Raw genomic sequence first — 17,754 nt, 5'->3', positions numbered from 1 at the left:
GGATGGAAACGACAGCCACCATCCTGCATGCCGATCTCGACGCGTTCTACGCCTCGGTCGAGCAGCTGCTCGATCCGTCGCTGCGCGGCAAGCCGATCGCGGTGGGCGGCGGTGTGGTGCTCGCCGCCTCCTATGAAGCGCGCGCCTTCGGCGTGCGCGGCGGCATGCCGGGGCGCAAGGCGCGCGAGCTTTGCCCGCAGCTGATCTTCGTCGGCGGCAATTTCAGCCACTACCAGCGGCTGGGCGACGCGGCGATCAAGGTCCTCGACGATTTCACGCCGGTGGTCGAGCGCATTTCCATCGACGAGGCCTTCGCCGATGTCGCCGGCTGCACGCATCTGTTCGGGCAACCGGCAGAGATCGCCACGGCGATCCGGCGCCGCGTGCGCACGGAACTTGGCCTGCCGATCTCGATCGGCGTGGCCCGCACCAAGCATCTGGCCAAGATCGCCTCGCAGGTCGCCAAGCCCGACGGGCTGGTGGTGGTCGATCCCGGCACCGAGCTCGCCTTCCTGCACGATTTGCCGGTCTCGCTGATGTGGGGCGTCGGCCCGGCGACAAAGGCGCGGTTGGCCGAGATCGGCGTCGAGACCATCGGCGAGCTCGCCCGAACGCATAGCGGCGCGCTGACGCGACTGCTCGGCCCCGCCGCCGGCGAAAAGCTTGCCGCCCTGTCGTGGAACCGCGACCCGAGGAAACTGGAAACCAAGCGCCGGGCGCACTCGGCAGGCGCGCAATCGGCGCTTGGCCTGAAGCCGGCCGTGGCGCGGGTGATCGTGCCCGCGCTGCTGCACCTGGCCGACCGGGTCGCCAGCCGCCTACGCGCCAAGGCGCGGCCCGGCCGCACGGTGACGGTGCGCGTGCGCTTTGCCGATCTCAGCGCCGTCACGCGCTCGATCACGCTGGATCAGCCCATCTCCGCGACCACCATGCTGGCCGAGATCGCCGGCGACCTGGTGCGCGGCGTGCTCGCCGACCATCGCCAGGAGAAAACGATCTCGCTGCTGGCGATTTCGGTCTCGCATCTCGAGGAAAGTGCCGAACTGCAGCTCGACCTGCCGCTTGGCCTCGCCGACGAGAAGCGCCGCCCCGGCAGTCAAAAAGGCCTGGCCCGATTCGGCGCCGACCGCGCCATCGACAAGATCCGCGAACGCTTCGGCAAACAGGCCGTAGGCTACGGCACGGTAGCGCTCGAAGCGGCGCGCTCCGTGCCCGACGAATTCAGGGAACTGGCGGAAAAGGAGCTGTAAGCGCGAGAGCCCTCGCGCTCAGGCTTCCGGATCAACGCCCGGAAGTAACAGGCGCCGCGGTCACGACGGACAGCAATTCGCGCTTCACCAGCACAGGCTTTTGATAGGTCTTCTTCACGGCAATCCCCAACGTCCAAGAGGTTGGCGGCAAAACAACACCCGGCAAGCATGGCTTGTCAAGGTGCTTGGCGCCGCTTGTCTCAAAGCCGGGCCGTGCCGAAAACCCTGTCCCAGAAAATCGACGTCACACCGAAATTGGCGGTGTCGTCGACATGGTGGTGCACAGCATGGCGGCGCTTGAGCGTGTAGAGGTAGCTGGGATGCGAGGGGTGCCAGTGATGGATCATGTGATGAACGCTGATGTACCAGAGATAGCCCAGCATCAGCCCGCAACCGACCGCGCTGGCGGTCGCGAAATCCGAGAGCATCCAAACGGGCAGTACGATCAACGCATGCACGCCGAGACTGAGCCAGGTCGGCGTGCCCACCGAACTGCGCTCCTCGACATGATGACGATCGTGCAGATCCCTGATGTAGGGAATGTGATGAAGGACGAAGCGGTGCAGGACGTATTCGATCAGCGTCCACAGGCCCAGACAGACAAGCATTGTGCCGAGCCAGTCCGGGGCGCTCTCTTCGCCTGCCTCGATCAGCCCGGCGATCCCCAGTACGGCGATCACCAGCGGATAGACCACGAAATCGCTGTAGTAGCCGATCAGACCCAGTTGCATTTCGGACGTCCCACCTGACTTCGACGCAACCCAAACGATGCTGTCAGATTGCAGGCCCCCGCAATGGGGTGCAATGCGGATGCACCTGACATAACGTCGCAATGTCCCGGCGCAAGACCGGCGCCCATGATCCACGCGCAATCAGGTGACCGCCGACTTCGCACCGGCGCCGCAAACGGACATACAAAAATGGCAAAACGCAGTGCAGGCCTGCTGATTTATCGGCGAAGCGGTGGCGATGTCAGGGTGCTTCTGGTTCATCCCGGCGGCCCGTTCTGGGCGAAGAAGGACGATGGCGCCTGGTCGATCCCGAAGGGGCTCGTCGGCGAGGACGAGGACGAACTCGCCGCGGCGCAACGCGAGACCGCCGAAGAGCTCGGCATCAAGGTCGGCGGCCCTTTCGCGCGCCTCGGCGACTACAGGCAGCCGGGCGGCAAGATCGTCATCGCCTGGTCCGTCGAGACCACAACCGAGATCGATGTCGCCGCCATCAGCAGCAACACCTTCACCATGGAATGGCCGCCGCGATCCGGGTCGATGAAGGAATTTCCCGAGGTCGACAGAGCCGCTTGGTTCAGCCTGCCCGAGGCCGAGGTGAAAATCCTTGTCGGGCAGCGCCCGATGCTGGCTGATCTGGCGAAGCAACTGGGGGCTGAGTGATCTCCCCGCCTGTCGAGAGATCCGCTGTCATCCTCCAAACCGCGCCGCCGTCCAAGCCCCGCCCGCCGCATTCGACTCCACCGCCGCGGCGACAAACTTCACGCCGCGCGCACCATCCACCACATCCGGCACCTGCGCCGCGCGCGCCGGATCGACCACCCCGCCCGAGCGATGCGCACGAATAATATCCGCGGCATCACGATAGAAATTGGCGAAGGCCTCGATATAGCCTTCCGGGTGCGCCGCCGGCATGCGCGACACGCGCCGCGCCTCGGCCGTCGATCCGTGGCCGCCGCGCACCAGCGTGCGGGTTTCCTCGCCATAGGGCGAAAAGCGCAGTTCCTCCGGCCGCCCACCCGACCATTCGAGCCCGGCTTTGTCGCCATAGATGCGCACGGAGAGATCATTGTAGTGGCCAGGCGAGGTCTGGCTGGCCAGGATCGTGCCGCGCGCGCCCTCCGTCCAGCGCACCAGCACATGCGCGTTGTCGTCGAGCCGGCGCCCGGGCACGGCGGTGAACAGGTCGGCCGAGACCGCCTCGGCCTCGCGGCCGGAGATGAAGCTCGCCAGGTTGAAGGCATGCACGCCGATATCGGCCAGGACAGCCGACTGCCCTGCCCTTGCCGGATCGGTGCGCCACTCCGCCTGCTTCTGGCCCTCGGCGTCGATCGGCTTGGTCAGCCAGTCCTGGATATAGGCGCCATGCACCGATACGATCCGTCCGAGCTCGCCCGCCATCACCATTTCGCGCGCCTGGCGCACCATGGCGTAGCCTGTGTTGTTGAGCGTGACGACGAAGCGGCGTTTTCTTGCTCGTGCCAGCGCCACCAGTGCTTCGGCATCATCGAGTGTCGTCGACAGCGGCTTGTCGCAGATGACGTCGATGCCGGCCTCGAGGAAGGCGGTGGCGATCGGCGCGTGCAGATGGTTGGGCGTGACGATGACCACCGCCTCGATGCCATCAGGCCGCGCGGCTTCGGCCTTGGCCATGGCATGGTAGTCGGCGTAGCTGCGTTCCGGCGCGATGCCGATCTCGGCGGCCGAAGCGGCGGCGTTCTCCGGGTCGGACGACAGCGCGCCGGCCACCAGCGCGATCTGGTCGTCGAGGCGCATCGCCAACCGGTGCACCGCACCGATAAAGGCATTGCGGCCGCCGCCGACCATGCCGACCCTCAGGCGCTTGCCCGCCGACCCATCCGATGTTGCGTAGACCATGTTTTCTCCTCCTCCACCGATCACTTTGTCATCCTGGGGCGGAGCAAGGAGCGCAGCGACGCGGCGCAGACCCCAAGATCCATGCCGCGACTTCAAAGCGTTGCAACGGTGCAGGATTTTTCCTTCCGCCGCATTCTTCGACAACCGTCATGGGCATGGATCCGAGGGGCTCCGCGACGGAGCTTCGCTCCTGCTTCGTCCTGGGATGACGACAGTGAGCCCCTACCACTTTCGAACATAATTTCCAATTTCCTTATTGTAATACGATTGTGCCGCGCTAGCCTGACCATCATGAGTGGGGCGGGCAAATCATCGGGACGGTCTCTCAGCGACGAGGCGGCGACACGCAAGCGCGGTCGCTCGCTGGCGGCATTGGGCTATATCCAGCCGCAGACCTATGAGGAACTGCGCGCCGTGCTGTCGTCGGGCACCGTGCATTTCCCCAAGCGCCTGCGCCAGGTGGCGATCTTCCTGTGGCAGCATCCGAGCGATGTCGCGCTCGGCACCATCGCCCAGGTGGCGGCACAGGCCGGCGTGCAGCCCTCGACCCTGGTGCGCTTCGCGCAGATCTTCGGCTATTCCGGTTTTTCCGATTTCCAGGGCCTGTTCAAGGAGCACATCAAGGGGTCGTGGCCGGACGGGCGCGGCGAGCAGCGGACCGAGGCCGAACCCAATGCCCTCCTGCATTTCCTGCATGGCATGGTCGGCGCCTCGCAAGCCTCGCTTGGCCGCATCGAGGCGGGCTTCGACGTCGGGAGTTTCGAGAAGATGGTGGAGGTGCTGGCGGCCGCCGACCTGATCTATGTCATCGGCTCCAAGCGCGCCTTCCCGGTCACCACCTATCTGTCGCTGACGCTCTCCCAGCAGGGCGTGCGCAACGTGCTGGTCGACAATGTCGGCTCCACCGCGCTCGACCAGGTCGGCTGCATCGGCGGCCGAGATGCCGTGCTGGCGGTGTCCTTCAGCCCTTACAATTCGATCACGCCCGACCTCGTCGCGGTGGCGCATGAGCGCAAGGCCCGCATCGTCACCATCACCGACAGCACCTTCAGCCCGCTGATCCGGCTGTCGGACAGCTGGCTGGAGGTGGTGGAATCCGACTTCGGCGGCTTCCGCTCGCTGGCTGCGTCGCTGGCGGTCGGCATGGCCCTGGTCCAAGGCGTCGCGGCGAAGCGCGGCACATGAGGTGATGCTGGCACAATTGACTATCGGGAATTATCGTTCCATATTTTGAAAAATAGAAACTTTGTTCCGGGAGGAGGAATGGAGATCAGGCTCGACGGCAAGGTGATATTGGTCACCGGGTCGACGCAAGGCATCGGCCGTGCCATCGCCGAGACGCTGGCGCGCTCCGGCGCGGCCGGGCTGCTGGTCACCGGCCGCGAGAAGACGCGTGGCGATGCGGTGGCGGCGGAGCTTTCCGCCATCGGTACACCGACCATCTTCGTCGCAGCCGATCTCGGAGACCCGGCAACTCCCGCCCTTTTGGCGCAGGCCTGCATCGAGCGATTCGGCCGCATCGACGGCCTGGTCAACGCGGCGGGGCTGACCGACCGCGCCTCCTTCCTCGATGCCAGCCTCGACGATTGGGCCTCGCTGTTCGCCGTCAACGCGCGCGCGCCCTTCTTCCTGATGCAGGCGGCCATCGCCGACATGAAGAAGCGCGGCGAGCGCGGCGCCATCGTCAACATCCTGTCGATCAACGCCCATTGCGGCTCGCCAGAGCTTGCCGTCTATTCCGCAACCAAGGGCGCTCTGGCGACGCTGACCAAGAACGCCGCCAACGCCCATCGTTTCGACCGCATCCGCGTCAACGGCATCAATGTCGGCTGGACCGACACACCGGCCGAACGCACCATGCAGTCCGAAACGCTCGGCCATGGCCCCGGCTGGCTCGACGCAGCCAACGCCGCACAGCCTTTCGGCAGGCTGCTCGAGCCAGGCGATATCGCCAGCCTTGCCGTCTTCCTGCTTTCCGCCGCGGCCGGGCCGATGACCGGTGCCGTCATCGATCAGGAGCAGTCGGTGATCGGGGCGAACCGGTGAACGCTGCTCCCAAATCGGCGGAAACACTCGGGCCGGCCTTGCTTGACCGGCTTCCTTCCGCTGTCCAGACACCGTCCTATGACCGCGCGGCGTTGGCCCCCGGCATGGCGCATCTCGGCGTCGGTGCCTTCCACCGTTGCCACCAGGCCGAATACACGGATGATCTGCTCTCGCTCCAGTTCGACCGCTGGGGCATTGTCGGCATCAACATCCGCCCGCCTCGCCTTGCCGACACGCTCGGCCGTCAGGGCGGGCTCTATACGCGGCTGATCCGCGAGAACAGCCATGTCGAGGCACGTGTCATCGGCAGCATCGTCGAAGTGGTCGACAGCCAGGAAAGTGCGGCGCCGGCGCTCGGCGTGCTCGCCTCGCCCGACATCGAACTGGTGACGATGACGGTGACGGAAAAAGGCTATTGCCACATCCCGTCCAGCGGCGCGCTGGATCTCGGCCATCCTGACATCGTCCACGACCTCGCCAACCCGCAAGCACCGCGCAGCGTGCCCGGCCTGTTGACACGGGCGCTGGAATTGCGCCGGGCCACGCATGGCCGGGCGCTGACGCTGCTCTCCTGCGACAACATCCCGACCAACGGCATCATCCTCGAAAATGTCGTGCGGACGTTTGCCGAACGGCGCGGCGATGGCCTGGCCGACTGGATCGCGGCCAATGCCGCCTTCCCTTCGGCCATGGTCGACCGCATCGCACCGGCGGTGACGCAGGACGATCTCGACAGCGTCGAACAATGGTTCGGCTACCGCGATGCGGCCGTTGCCGTCGGCGAACCGTTCCGGCAATGGGTGATCGAGAAGAAATTCGCCGGCCGCATGCCGCGCTGGGATCTGGCCGGCGCGACCTTCGTCGAAGACGTGACGCCGTTCGAGCATCTCAAGATGCGGGTGTTGAACGGCGCCCAGACGACGCTCGCGACCCTCGGCGTGCTGGCCGGACTTGAACACACATTCGATGCCATCGCCGACCCGCTGCTGTCGGTGTTCGTGCACCGCATGCTCGTCGAGGAAACGCTGCCGACGCTGATGCCGGTGCCCGGCATGGAGCCGCTGGCTTACGTCGAGCAAAGCCTTGGCCGGCTGAAGAACACGGCCATCCGCCACCGCAACCACCAGATCGCCACCGACGGCTCGCAGAAGATCGTGCAGCGCCTGCTCAACCCGATCCGCGACCGCTTGCGGCAGGGCCAGGGCATCGGCCTTCTGTCGGTGCCGGTCGCCGGATGGATGGCTTACCTCATCCAGGCCTCGGCCCGCTTCGGCAAACGCTGGCCGGTGTCGGACCCCTATGCCGGCAAGGTCGCCGAGATCGCGGACATGACCGGGCGCGATGCGCCGGCGCTGGCCTCCGCCATTCTCGCGATCGACACGATTTTCGACCCTGGCCTGGCCGCGAACGCCATGTTCCGCGAGGCCGTGACCGCGGCGCTTGGCGAGCTGCTCTCGGACGACCCGATGGCGGCTGTCAGGCACAGTCTTGAACAAGATGAGGTCGCGAGGTTGAAGCGATCCAAACAATCGGCATTATAGGCACTGGCTTTAGGGAGGCATGATGAAACTTGGTGTGCTTACGGCACCGTTCGCGCAGACGCCGCTTGGCGAGGTTGCCGGCTGGGCGAGTTCCGTCGGCTTCGAGGCGTTGGAAATCGCCTGCTGGCCGAAAACATCTGGCGCGACCCGCCGCTATGCCGGCACCAGCCATATCGATGCGGATGGCACCTCCCCCGCGCAGGCCAAGGAAATCGTTGCCTCGCTGGCGCAGAAGAACCTCGCTGTCTCAGGCCTCGGCTACTATCCCAACCCGCTGCACCCGGATGCCGCGCACCGCGAGGCCGTCATCGGCCATCTGAAGAAGGTGATCGTGCTGGCCGCCAATATGGGCGTGCCGGTCGTCAACACCTTCTGCGGCGGCGATGCGTCCAAGACCGTCGACGTCAACTGGCAGGACGCGCTGAAGATCTGGCCCGAGATCGTCGCCTATGCGCGTGGGCACGGGGTGAAACTCGCTTTCGAGAACTGCCCGATGATCTTCAGCCATGACGAGTGGCCGGGCGGGCACAACATCGCCTATTCGCCGCAGGTCTGGCGCCGCATCCTGGAGACCTGGGGCGGCGATGTCGGCATGAATTTCGATCCCTCGCACCTCGTCTGGCAGATGATCGACCAAGCCCGCTTCATCAGGGAGTTCGGTCCCTACATGCTGCATGTCCACGCCAAGGACCTGATGATTGATCATGATGGTTTGTACGAGCGCGGAATCCTTTCGGCTGGCATAGGCTGGCAGGTGCCGCGCATGCCGGGGCTGGGCGATGTCGACTGGAGCGGCTTCTTCTCCGGCCTTTACCGCGCCGGCTATGATGGATCCGTCATCATCGAACACGAGGACAGGCGATTTGAAGGCAGCGACGACCAGGTGAAGCGCGGTTTCCTGCTCGCCCGCGACGTGCTGCGTCCCTTCGTCAAATGAATGAGCGCGCGCCGCATGACTCACTTTGTCAGCGGCGCGTTTTAACAGGTTGAACTGAAACTGAAAAACAATGTGGAGGAGTACTGAAATGAAGAAAATCCTGACCATGGTCCCGCTGCTTGCGGGCGCGGCCTTGCTGGCCTCGGTGGGCGTCTCGTCGGCCGCCGGCAAATACACGATCGGCATTTCCAACACCGTGCAGGGCAATGGCTGGCGCGAGGAGATGGTCTGCGCCATGAAGGCTCAGGCGCTGGCTTCGGGCGAAGTCACCAAGCTCAACATCGCCCACCGCAACACCGATGCCGCCGGCCAGTTGGAAGACATCCGCAACCTGATCAGCGCCAAGGTCGACGCCATCGTCGTCAACCCCGCCGATCCGGCCGGCATCAAGGCAGGCCTGGAAGAAGCCACCAAGGCCGGCATCGTCGTCGTCGCCGTCGACCAGGCGGTCACCGAACCGTCGGCCTACATCATCTCCAACAACCAGGAGCAGTATGCCTATCTCGGCGCCAAGTGGCTGTTCCAGCAGATGGGCGGCAAGGGCGAGGTGTTCTACATGCGCGGCGCCGCCGGCGCTTCCGCCGACAGCGATCGTGACAAAGGCTTCAAGAAGGCGCTGGCCGAATTCCCCGATGTGAAGGTCGCGCAGGAAGTCTTCACCGGCTGGCAGCAGGACCAGGCCAAGCAGCAGATGCTGTCGTTCCTCGCCACCGGCACGCCGTTCAACGGCGTCTGGACGTCGGGCATCGACAACGTCATCGTCGACGCGCTGGTTGAATCGCAGGCGCCTTTGGTGCCGGTGGTCGGCGCCGACAATGCCGGCTTCGTCGGCCAGTTGAGCTCGGTCAAGGGCCTCGTCGGCGCGGCCGTCACCAACCCCGGTTCGATCGGCGGCGCGGGCGTGACGCTGGCCCTGCAGATCCTCGACGGCAAGAAGCCGGCACAGCAGACCGTGCTGGTCGACCCGCAGCTGTGGGAAAACGCCACCGAGGAAGGCAAGGCCAAGCTGAAGGCCGCCGCCGACCCGTCGCTCAGCCCCGAATGGCCGGTCTCGATCTCGATCCCGGACTGGACGACGTATACGAAGGACCAGATCGTGGCCTGCAAGGGCCCGGGGGAGTAAGCGCTGCGCCTCTGCCTTCTCCCCTTGTGGGAGAAGGTGGATCGGCGCGCTAGCGCCGAGACGGATGAGGGGTGTTCCAGGGAACGCCGACGCCTCACTCCGCTGGAACACCCCTCATCCGTCGCCTTCGGCGACACCTTCTCCCACAAGGGGAGAAGGAGGAGCTTTTCAGCAGTACGCCGCGCACAAGCCTGGCGTACTGGTGCATTGAACAGACCACATAAATCGAGACCCAAACCATTTGACCACCAGCCCCCTCCTCGACGCGTCAGGCGTCGCCAAGAATTACGGCGCGGTCGCGGCACTGCGCAACGCGTCGCTCTCCGTGCTGCCGGGCGAGGTGCATGCGCTGATGGGCGCCAATGGCGCCGGCAAGTCGACGCTGGTGAAGATCCTGACCGGGGCGATCTCGGCCAATGCCGGGCGCATCCTGATCCGGGGCGAGGCGCGCGACATACGCTCGCCCGCCGCCGCCCGCCGCGCCGGGCTGCTGCCGGTCTACCAGGAGCCGTCGCTGATCCCCGATCTCGACGTTCTGTCCAATCTGCGGCTCACCGGCACGCCGGTCGAGCCGTTCCGCGCCTGGGTGCGCGAGCTCGGCATAGCTGACCTCGATTTGCGCGACACCGCGCGCGACATTCCGCTGGCCGTGCTGCGCGTGCTTGACCTTGCCCGCGCGCTGGCCGTCGAGCCCGATGTGCTGCTGCTCGACGAGATGACGGCCGCACTCCCGGCCAACCTCGCCGAAAAGGTGCTCGAAGTGGTGCGCCGCCAGGGCGACGCCGGCCGCGCCGTGATCTTCATCTCGCACCGCTTCGTCGAGATATCGGCGCTCTGCGACCGCGCCACGGTGCTGCGCGACGGCGAGACCGTCGGCGTCGTCGACATCGTGCCCGGCGTCGAGGAAAAGATCGTCGAGCTGATGCTCGGCACCCGCATCGTCAAGACCCATGTCGCCGCCCGCAGTGCCGCCGAGAAGGCCGCGCCCGCCCCTGCCCGGCCGCGCATCGCCGTGAAAAACCTGCGCGTCGGCACCAAGCTCAACGACGTGTCCTTCGAACTCCGGGATGGCGAGGTCGCCGGCGTGGTGGCGCTGGAAGGCCAGGGCCAGGACGAACTGTTTTCCGCCCTTGCCGGCTCGATCCGGCCCTCCGGCGGCACGATCGAGGTCGATGGCCAACAGGTGAAATTCTCGCATCCGATCGACGCCATCCGATCGGGCATCGCCTATGTGCCGGGCGACCGGTCCGAGGCGCTCGCCATGCAGCGCTCGGTGCGTGAGAACATCGCCCTGCCCTTCAGCGCCGCGCTGCGCAACTGGGGGCCAATTCCCATGCGCCGCGAGCGCGCCAAGGTGCTCAGCGCCATCGAGCGGCTGCAGATCGACACCCGCGCGCAAGGCGAGGTGCAGCGCCTGTCCGGCGGCAACCAGCAGAAGGTGACCATTGCCCGCTGGATAGCGGCCGACGCCCGCACCATCCTGTGCTTCGACCCGACGCGCGGCATCGATGTCGGCACCAAGCAGGAGATCTACAAGCTGCTGCGCGAGCTCGCCGGCCACGGCAAGTCAGTGCTGTTCTACACCTCGGAACTGGAAGAGGTGCAGCGCGTCTGCGACCGCGTGATTGTCATCTTCGGCGGCCGCCTGGTCGACATCTTCCCGGTCGAGGAGGCCGACGAGCCGGCGCTGATGCGGGCCGCCTACGGCCTGCCGCGCGGCGCCAAAGCCGATGTCGGCATCCTGGCGGATCCCCAGTCCCCGTCTTCGGGGACGGCGCCATGAACCATTTCCTGCGCCGCCAGGGCTGGGTCATCGGCCTGTTCGCTCTCCTCGTCGTCCTGTTCATCGCCACCAAGCTTATCCAGCCCGGCTATGGCAGCGGCGATTTCGGCTCGCTGGCGCGGGCCGTGCTGCCCTACGCTTTCGCCGTCGCCGCGCAGACGGTGGTGGTCATCGCCGGCGGCATCGACCTGTCGGTCGCCGCCATGATGGCGCTGACCAGCGTCACCGCCGCCTCGATGATGGCGGGCGCGTCGGAAGAATACGCGCTTTTCGTCGTGCCCTTCGTGCTCGCCATGGGTTTCGTGCTGGGCGCGCTCAACGGCCTGTTGATCGTCGTCACCCGCGTGCCCGACATCGTCGTCACGCTCGCCATGCTGTTCGTACTGCAGGGCGCGGCCCTTCTGGTGCTCGACGCGCCGGGCGGTGCCGCGGCCGAATGGCTGAAGGCGTTGATCTCCGGCACCGTGCCGATCCCCGGCCTGCCCGACGCCATCGACGCCTGGCTGCCCAAGGCGCTGCTGGTGCTCGTCGTCTGCCTCGCCATCATCTGGATACCGCTGCGGCGCTCGCGCCTCGGCCTCTCCATCTACGCCATCGGCTCCAGCGAACTGGCCGCGTTCCGCTCAGGCGTGCCGGTCAAGCGCACCCGCATCATCGCCTATGCGCTGTCGGGCCTGTTCGCCGCCTTCGGCGGGCTGGCGCTGACCATGAGCACCGGCATCGGCGCGCCCATCCCCGGCCCCTATCTCCTGGCCAGCGTCGCGGCGGTGGTGTTGGGAGGCGTGGCGCTCGGCGGCGGCAAGGGCGGCCTGCTTGGCCCGATCATCGCCGTCTTCGTGCTGCGCCTGGTGCGCACCGATCTCACGCTGCTCGCCATCGACCCCAACGTCACCGCCATCATCGAGGGCCTGATCATGGTCGCCGTCGTGATGTTCGGCGCGTTCATCACCATGCGGGGGCGGCAGTGATGGGAGAGAGAAATATAGAGCGTAGAGCGCTACCCTCCCAGAACATCGGGCAAATCCCATGAGCACCACCGCGATCACCCCCGTCCCCTTCGGCCGCCGGATAAAACGCTTCATGGCCGACCGGCCGCTGGTGCCGCTGATCATCCTGCTCGTCATCCTGGTGGTGATCCTGCAGATCCTGCGCCCCGGCATCGTCAACGAGCGCTGGATCGCCAACACCATCAAGTTCGCCATCCCGCTGGCGATCCTGGCCGGCTGCCAGACCATGACCATGCTCACCGGCGGCATCGACCTGTCGGTCGGCACGGTGGCGACGATGAGCGCCTTCATCATGGCGACGCAGATCGTCAACCAGGATCCGGCCATCGCCTTCCTGCTGGCGATGATGCCAGCGGTACTGATCGGCCTCGTCAACGGCATCGGCGTCGGCGTCTTCCGCGTCCACCCGCTGATCATGACGCTGGGCACCAGCCTGATCGGCACCGGCTGCCTGCAGGTCTACCAGCGCACGGTGATCGCGTCGGGCGCCAAGATCCCCGACTTCCTGGCCTGGCTCGGCACCGGCGTCACCCGCCTGCCGGATGCATGGGTGCCATCGGAGGCGGCGCGCCAGTGGCTGACCGACGCAGGCATCGGTTTCAGCTTCCCCAACGCGCTGCTGCTCTACGTGCCGCTGGCAGCGCTGATCGTCTTCACGCTGGCCCGCACCGGTTTCGGCCGCCTGCTCTACGCCGTCGGCGACAATGAGCGCGCAACCCGTCTCTCGGGCGTGCAATACTGGCAGGTCATCACCGCGCTCTACATCACGTCCAGCGTGCTCGCCGGCATCACCGGCCTGCTCTATATCGGCCTGATCAAGGCCCCATCGCTCTCGCTCGCCGAACCCCTGGTGCTGCCCTCGGTCGCCGCCGCCGTCATCGGCGGCACCTCCATCTTCGGCGGCCGCGGCGGCTACACCGGCACCATCATCGGCGCCCTGATCCTGACCGTGCTGACGACGCTGCTCACGATTTTGCAGATGCCTGAGGGGGCACGGCGGATCTTGTTCGGGCTGATCGTGCTGTTCGTGACGGCGGCGTATCTGCGGATTGTGGAGGAGCGGTAGGGAGGATGAGTTAATGGCCGCAGCTGGGCCGGCTGCTGACTGTCGGGTTTCGGTCGCGCTCGGCGGATAGCTGCCATCCGGCAACCGACCCATCCTTGTCGTTCGCGAGCGAACCGCACCATTCTGATACCCGCCGTTCATCAGGCGGACAACGAACTGGGCTCGAAGTCGGCCTGGAACCTGTGCCGCGGTTAAGGCATCCGACCTGATGATCGCGGTCGACAACCAGGTCGGCGAATTGGAAATGAACCGCAACTCCAGCAAATCCGCGCCAAAGCAAAATTGCACGCCGGCTTACAGGCTGTGCGCAGCAGAGCCAGGTCCCTTGCGATGTCACCCCGCTTACGACAGGATTGCCGCAACTGGAGGTTAGCCTATGACGCCAGACACCTTGCGACTCGACCACACGCCATCAGACACTCCGCCCGTGCAATACCTGAACCTGGACCCGTCGCTTTATGTCCGCGATGATATCTGGCAGCAGGAACGGCGCGACATCTTCGCGCGCACCTGGCAGTTCATGGGGCCTGTCGCCTCGGTCGCGACATCAGGTCAATACCTTGCGATCGACATCGCCGGCACGCCGGTCTTCGCCATCCGGGGCCGGGACGGGACCTTGCGCGGATTTAAGAACGTCTGCCGCCACCGGGGGGCGAAACTTCTGGCCGATGGCGCGGGCAAATGTGGGCTGATCGTTTGTCCCTATCACAAATGGTCCTTTGCCGACACCGGACGGCTGGTGCAGGCCCCATGGTATGGCAAGGATCCCGCGATCATCGCCGAGGACTGGCCGCTGGAGACGGTGCAGTTGTCCGAATGGCGCGGGCTGCTCTTCGCGGCACTCGACCCGAAGGAAAGTCTTCTGGATCAACTTGGCTCTCTGCCCGCCGAACTGGCGGACGAGCCGTTGGAAACCTATGCCGCCACCGATCAGGCCACCGTCAGCTTTGCGGCGAACTGGAAGATCTACACCGACAATTTCGTCGAAGGCTACCACATCCCTGGCACGCATCCCTCGTTCTACGCTGCCATCGACTTCGAAGCTTTCCAGACCACCGCCCATCCCGGTTATGTCCGGATGACCGCACCGCCGAAAGACGGTCTGTTCTATCGCGGCAAATGGCTTTGGATGTGGCCGAACTGGACGCTGTCGCTTTTCGACGGCGGCATGAACGTCAGCCGGATCAACCCGACCTCACCGCATCACACAGACCAGCACTACCATTTCTTCTTTGCCGACACCTCCGCGGAAGCATCCGAGAGCAGGGCGAAATCCGTGCAAGGCACCCTGGCCGTGGTACGCGAGGACTACACCATCTGCGCCGATACGCATCGCAACTATGCCGCAGGGGCCTATAGCTCCGGCCCGCTTTCGGGGCGGCATGAGCGGGGAGTGCAGTATTTCCAGGAACGGGTCGCCGCGGCACTGGCTCTGTGACCGCCCCTGGCGTGCACAGGATCCGATTACCATTCGTTAACCAATGGGACACGGTGGCTCACGCGCAGGTGCGGCCTTCACCCCTGGGAAACCGTTGCCGGGCTACCAACTCCATCCATTGGAGATTGCCATGGCCGCTGAGACGACGACTGCGAACGCGCTCGAAATTCGTGGGCTCTACAAAAGCTTCGACAAGCCTGCGGTGGCTGGCCTCGACCTGACCGTCAGGGCGGGCGAGTTTTACGGCCTTCTTGGCCCAAATGGCGCCGGAAAGACAACGACGCTGCGCATGGTAGCAGGGCTGCTGCAACCGGATGCGGGAACGATCACCATTGCAGGTCGCGACGCGCTCCGAAGCCCCATCGAAGCCAAACGCATCATTGCCTGGATATCGGACGAACCGATGATCTACGACAAGCTCACGCCATTCGAATATCTCGAATTCGTCGCCGGTCTGTGGAGCGTCAAGGCAAGCACGGCACAGGAACGGGCAAGGCAGCTGTTCGATCTGCTGGACCTGACACCGTATGCACACACGCATTGCAGCGGCTTTTCGAAGGGCATGCGACAGAAGGTGGCGTTGGCCGGAGCATTGGTCCATGACCCGGAAATCATCATCCTCGACGAGCCGCTGACCGGCCTTGATGCCGGCTCGGCGCGTCAGGTCAAGCGGGTGTTGCGCGAACGCGTCGATGCCGGCGCAACGGTCATAATGACGACGCACATTCTGGAAGTGGCCGAACGCATGGCCGAGCGCATCGGAGTCATTGCCAAGGGTAGGCTGATCGCCGAGGGCACTTTCGAGCAACTGCGGCGGCAGGCCGGCCATGGGGTGGGAACCCTAGAAGATACCTTCCTGGCTCTGGTGGCCGAAGCGGCATGAGCGCCCATCCCGCAACGATCGCCCGTCCCGCAACGATCGGTTGGCTGGCGGCACATGAATTGCGGCTCTCGTGGCGCGACTGGTTTTATCTCTTCACTGCGGGCAAGAAGGGGCGTTCGCGCAAGTTAGGTATATTCTTGATAGTCGGCGTGCTGCTCGCGCATGCCTTTGCGCTGTTTGTGGTTGGACGTTTCACCGCCGCCGATTTTCCCGTTTCGCGCGCCAACTATCTACTGCTGACCAGCGGTGTTCTGCTCTATTTCTTCCTGATGACCTCGCAGGCGATGGAGGCGGCGACCCGTGTGCTGTATGCCCGCGCCGATCTGGAATTGCTGCATTCATCCCCGGTGGCGCTGCGGCGGGTCTTTGTCGTGCGCCTGACGATGATCGCGATTTCGATCGCCACAATGGCGATGCTGATCGCATCGCCTTTCATCAACGTCTTGGCTTGGCGCCAGGGAGCTCAATGGCTGGCCGCCTATGGCGTGGTGTTCGCGACGGGGTGCGTTGCAGCTACTTTGGCCATCACGCTAACGGCGTTTTTATTCAACGTCGTCGGCCCACGGCGCACGCGATTTGCCGCCCAGTTTGTGGCCGCGATCGTCGGCGCGCTGTTCGTCATATCTCTGCAGGTCATCGCTATCTTCACGACCGACACGCTCTCGCAACTGGCGGTCTTGCGGGACGAGTGGGTAATCGCGCTTTCGCCGCCCGAGGACAGCCTGGTGTGGTGGCCGGCGCGGGCCGCGCTTGGCGACGGCGTGAGGCTGGCCTGGGTGCTTGGCTGTGCGGTGGCTTTGGCCGCCGCCGCCATTGCAGTTTTCTCATGGCGTTTCGTGCGCTACACGGCGCTCACCGCCAACATTGGCGAGAGCGGTTTGATCCGCCAAGGCAAGGCGGCGTCGTTTCGTCTGATGTCGCCGGGACACGCCTTGCGTTCAAAGGAATGGACATTGTTGCTTCGCGATCCTTGGCTCATATCGCAAAGCCTGATGCAGCTGCTTTACATGCTGCCACCCGCGATATTGCTGTGGAAGAGTTATGGCCACGGCACGGACGCTCTGGTTCTGATCATCCCCGTGCTGGTGATGGCATCCGGGCAGTTGGCCGGCGGCCTTGCCTGGCTTGCCATTTCCGGTGAGGATGCACCCGATCTGGTGGCAACCGCGCCGGTCACCGCGACAAGCATCATACGCGCAAAGGTCGAGGCGGTTTTGCGCGCAATCATAGTCGTCATCGCGCCATTCGTCCTGGCTTTCGCAATGGTTTCGACGCGACACGCGCTGGTTCTGGCAGCCGGCTCGGCACTGGCTGCGATCTCGGCGACGATGATCCAGCTTTGGTTCCGCGCGCAGGCGCGGCGTGCCCAGTTTCATCGTCGCCAGACCTCCTCGCGGATCGCTACATTCGCCGAAGGGTTTTCGTCGGTGGGTTGGGCAGGCACAGCCGCCCTCTACGCTGGTGGCATTACAGCGGCCAGCGTCGTTGCCGGGATTCTGACCGTACTGACGCTGGTGGTAGCTTATTTTGCCGCGCCAAAAGCGACGGGATAGGTAAATCCGGGTTGTCTGCGACAATCATCTTCGTCCAAAATCCGACTCCAGCAATCTAAATGAGGCGCTAAGCGGACCTTGAATGGCGTGGGCGCAACGCCTCGGCCTACGACACACTTATTCAGGTCCGACCCTGCGGCTTGCTTCCTGATGCTGCCCTCGGTGGCCGCCGCCGTCATCGGCGGCACCTCCATCTTCGGCGCCCGCGGCGGCTACACCGGCACCCTCATCGGCGCCCTGATCCTGACCGTGCTGACGACGCTGCAGATGCCGGAGGGGGCACGGCGGATCTTGTTCGGACTGATCGTGCTGTTCGTGACGGCGGTTTTATTTGCGGATTGTGGAGGAGCGGTAATACGAGAAGAGTCAAGATGGCGGCGTGTGGAGACAACAAACAAGGCCCACAAGATAGCGTCAAGCGCATCCAATTCACGACCCCAATTTCAAATACTGAATAAATCTATTGCACGACATAGCGCCAATATGCAGAAATCCACATTTAGAAGCGGGGGCTGATTAGT

Annotated in this window: 15 protein-coding genes and 1 pseudogene; 14 read left to right on the top strand and 2 right to left on the bottom strand. The window is 64.9% G+C overall.

From position 1 onward, the window contains the following. The first annotated feature begins 2 nt into the window (after positions 1-2). Positions 3-1,250: a DNA polymerase IV gene (gene dinB / locus AC07UC_RS16465; RefSeq protein WP_494906749.1), complete on the top strand. Its 1,248-nt coding sequence runs from the start codon at positions 3-5 to the stop codon at positions 1,248-1,250. 200 nt (positions 1,251-1,450) lie between these two features. On the opposite strand, the gene AC07UC_RS16460 is transcribed toward dinB, so the two are convergent. Further along, entirely contained in the window at positions 1,451-1,981 is a 531-nt protein-coding gene (locus AC07UC_RS16460) for a sterol desaturase family protein (protein ID WP_494906748.1), read from the bottom strand. A 189-nt stretch (positions 1,982-2,170) separates the two neighbouring features. On the opposite strand from AC07UC_RS16460, the gene AC07UC_RS16455 reads away from it, so the two are divergent. Further along, complete coding sequence (locus tag AC07UC_RS16455) at positions 2,171-2,641, top strand: NUDIX hydrolase (protein WP_494906747.1); 471 nt, start codon at positions 2,171-2,173, stop codon at positions 2,639-2,641. A 27-nt stretch (positions 2,642-2,668) separates the two neighbouring features. On the opposite strand, the gene AC07UC_RS16450 is transcribed toward AC07UC_RS16455, so the two are convergent. Then, positions 2,669-3,856 carry a Gfo/Idh/MocA family protein gene (locus AC07UC_RS16450; RefSeq protein ID WP_494906746.1) on the bottom strand — a complete coding sequence of 396 codons (1,188 nt, stop codon included), beginning with the start codon at positions 3,854-3,856 and terminating at the stop codon, positions 2,669-2,671. 291 nt (positions 3,857-4,147) lie between these two features. Here AC07UC_RS16450 and AC07UC_RS16445 point away from each other — a divergent pair, with 291 nt between their 5' ends. The 12 genes and pseudogenes from AC07UC_RS16445 to AC07UC_RS16390 form a co-directional block, all read left to right on the top strand. After that, positions 4,148-5,041 (top strand): MurR/RpiR family transcriptional regulator, encoded by an 894-nt coding sequence (locus AC07UC_RS16445; protein ID WP_494906745.1) that lies wholly within the window; start codon positions 4,148-4,150, stop codon positions 5,039-5,041. Positions 5,042-5,119: 78 nt separating this feature from the next. After that, complete coding sequence (locus AC07UC_RS16440; RefSeq protein WP_494906744.1) at positions 5,120-5,902, top strand: SDR family oxidoreductase; 783 nt, start codon at positions 5,120-5,122, stop codon at positions 5,900-5,902. Beyond that, positions 5,899-7,443 (top strand): mannitol dehydrogenase family protein, encoded by a 1,545-nt coding sequence (locus tag AC07UC_RS16435; RefSeq protein WP_494906743.1) that lies wholly within the window; start codon positions 5,899-5,901, stop codon positions 7,441-7,443. The genes AC07UC_RS16440 and AC07UC_RS16435 overlap by 4 nt, the downstream gene beginning before the upstream one ends. Positions 7,444-7,465: 22 nt before the next feature. Further along, on the top strand, positions 7,466-8,380 hold the full coding sequence (locus tag AC07UC_RS16430) for a sugar phosphate isomerase/epimerase family protein (protein ID WP_202326780.1): 915 nt from the start codon (positions 7,466-7,468) through the stop codon (positions 8,378-8,380). Between the two features lie 88 nt (positions 8,381-8,468). After that, entirely contained in the window at positions 8,469-9,503 is a 1,035-nt protein-coding gene (locus AC07UC_RS16425) for an ABC transporter substrate-binding protein (RefSeq protein WP_140771181.1), read from the top strand. A gap of 241 nt (positions 9,504-9,744) precedes the next feature. After that, on the top strand, positions 9,745-11,286 hold the full coding sequence (locus tag AC07UC_RS16420; RefSeq protein ID WP_494906742.1) for a sugar ABC transporter ATP-binding protein: 1,542 nt from the start codon (positions 9,745-9,747) through the stop codon (positions 11,284-11,286). Further along, the gene (locus AC07UC_RS16415) at positions 11,283-12,254 is read left to right on the top strand and encodes an ABC transporter permease (protein WP_202326778.1); all 972 of its coding nucleotides are present in this window, start codon (positions 11,283-11,285) and stop codon (positions 12,252-12,254) included. The genes AC07UC_RS16420 and AC07UC_RS16415 overlap by 4 nt, the downstream gene beginning before the upstream one ends. Before the next feature lie 58 nt (positions 12,255-12,312). After that, positions 12,313-13,359 (top strand): ABC transporter permease, encoded by a 1,047-nt coding sequence (locus AC07UC_RS16410; protein ID WP_202326777.1) that lies wholly within the window; start codon positions 12,313-12,315, stop codon positions 13,357-13,359. 376 nt (positions 13,360-13,735) lie between these two features. After that, complete coding sequence (locus AC07UC_RS16405) at positions 13,736-14,797, top strand: aromatic ring-hydroxylating oxygenase subunit alpha (protein ID WP_202326776.1); 1,062 nt, start codon at positions 13,736-13,738, stop codon at positions 14,795-14,797. Positions 14,798-14,927: 130 nt separating this feature from the next. Beyond that, entirely contained in the window at positions 14,928-15,680 is a 753-nt protein-coding gene (locus AC07UC_RS16400; RefSeq protein WP_172349563.1) for an ABC transporter ATP-binding protein, read from the top strand. After that, positions 15,677-17,233, top strand: a complete 1,557-nt coding sequence (locus AC07UC_RS16395; protein WP_494906741.1) for a permease — start codon at positions 15,677-15,679, stop codon at positions 17,231-17,233. The genes AC07UC_RS16400 and AC07UC_RS16395 overlap by 4 nt, the downstream gene beginning before the upstream one ends. 147 nt (positions 17,234-17,380) lie before the next feature. Next, a pseudogene (locus AC07UC_RS16390) lies at positions 17,381-17,588 on the top strand (ABC transporter permease); the annotation flags it as partial. Positions 17,589-17,754 lie beyond the last annotated feature (166 nt).

Source organism: Mesorhizobium sp. GW821-FHT04C10 (assembly GCF_059420305.1).
The sequence above is the reverse complement of the archived record's forward strand: the minus strand, read 5'-3'. Positions and strand labels throughout refer to the sequence as shown.

Coding starts and splice junctions, on each gene's coding strand:
- dinB (WP_494906749.1), top strand. CDS start 3: ATGGAAACGACAGCCACCATCCTGCATGCCGATCTCGACGCGTTCTAC.
- AC07UC_RS16460 (WP_494906748.1), bottom strand. CDS start 1,981: ATGCAACTGGGTCTGATCGGCTACTACAGCGATTTCGTGGTCTATCCG.
- AC07UC_RS16455 (WP_494906747.1), top strand. CDS start 2,171: ATGGCAAAACGCAGTGCAGGCCTGCTGATTTATCGGCGAAGCGGTGGC.
- AC07UC_RS16450 (WP_494906746.1), bottom strand. CDS start 3,856: ATGGTCTACGCAACATCGGATGGGTCGGCGGGCAAGCGCCTGAGGGTC.
- AC07UC_RS16445 (WP_494906745.1), top strand. CDS start 4,148: ATGAGTGGGGCGGGCAAATCATCGGGACGGTCTCTCAGCGACGAGGCG.
- AC07UC_RS16440 (WP_494906744.1), top strand. CDS start 5,120: ATGGAGATCAGGCTCGACGGCAAGGTGATATTGGTCACCGGGTCGACG.
- AC07UC_RS16430 (WP_202326780.1), top strand. CDS start 7,466: ATGAAACTTGGTGTGCTTACGGCACCGTTCGCGCAGACGCCGCTTGGC.
- AC07UC_RS16425 (WP_140771181.1), top strand. CDS start 8,469: ATGAAGAAAATCCTGACCATGGTCCCGCTGCTTGCGGGCGCGGCCTTG.
- AC07UC_RS16415 (WP_202326778.1), top strand. CDS start 11,283: ATGAACCATTTCCTGCGCCGCCAGGGCTGGGTCATCGGCCTGTTCGCT.
- AC07UC_RS16410 (WP_202326777.1), top strand. CDS start 12,313: ATGAGCACCACCGCGATCACCCCCGTCCCCTTCGGCCGCCGGATAAAA.
- AC07UC_RS16405 (WP_202326776.1), top strand. CDS start 13,736: ATGACGCCAGACACCTTGCGACTCGACCACACGCCATCAGACACTCCG.
- AC07UC_RS16400 (WP_172349563.1), top strand. CDS start 14,928: ATGGCCGCTGAGACGACGACTGCGAACGCGCTCGAAATTCGTGGGCTC.
- AC07UC_RS16395 (WP_494906741.1), top strand. CDS start 15,677: ATGAGCGCCCATCCCGCAACGATCGCCCGTCCCGCAACGATCGGTTGG.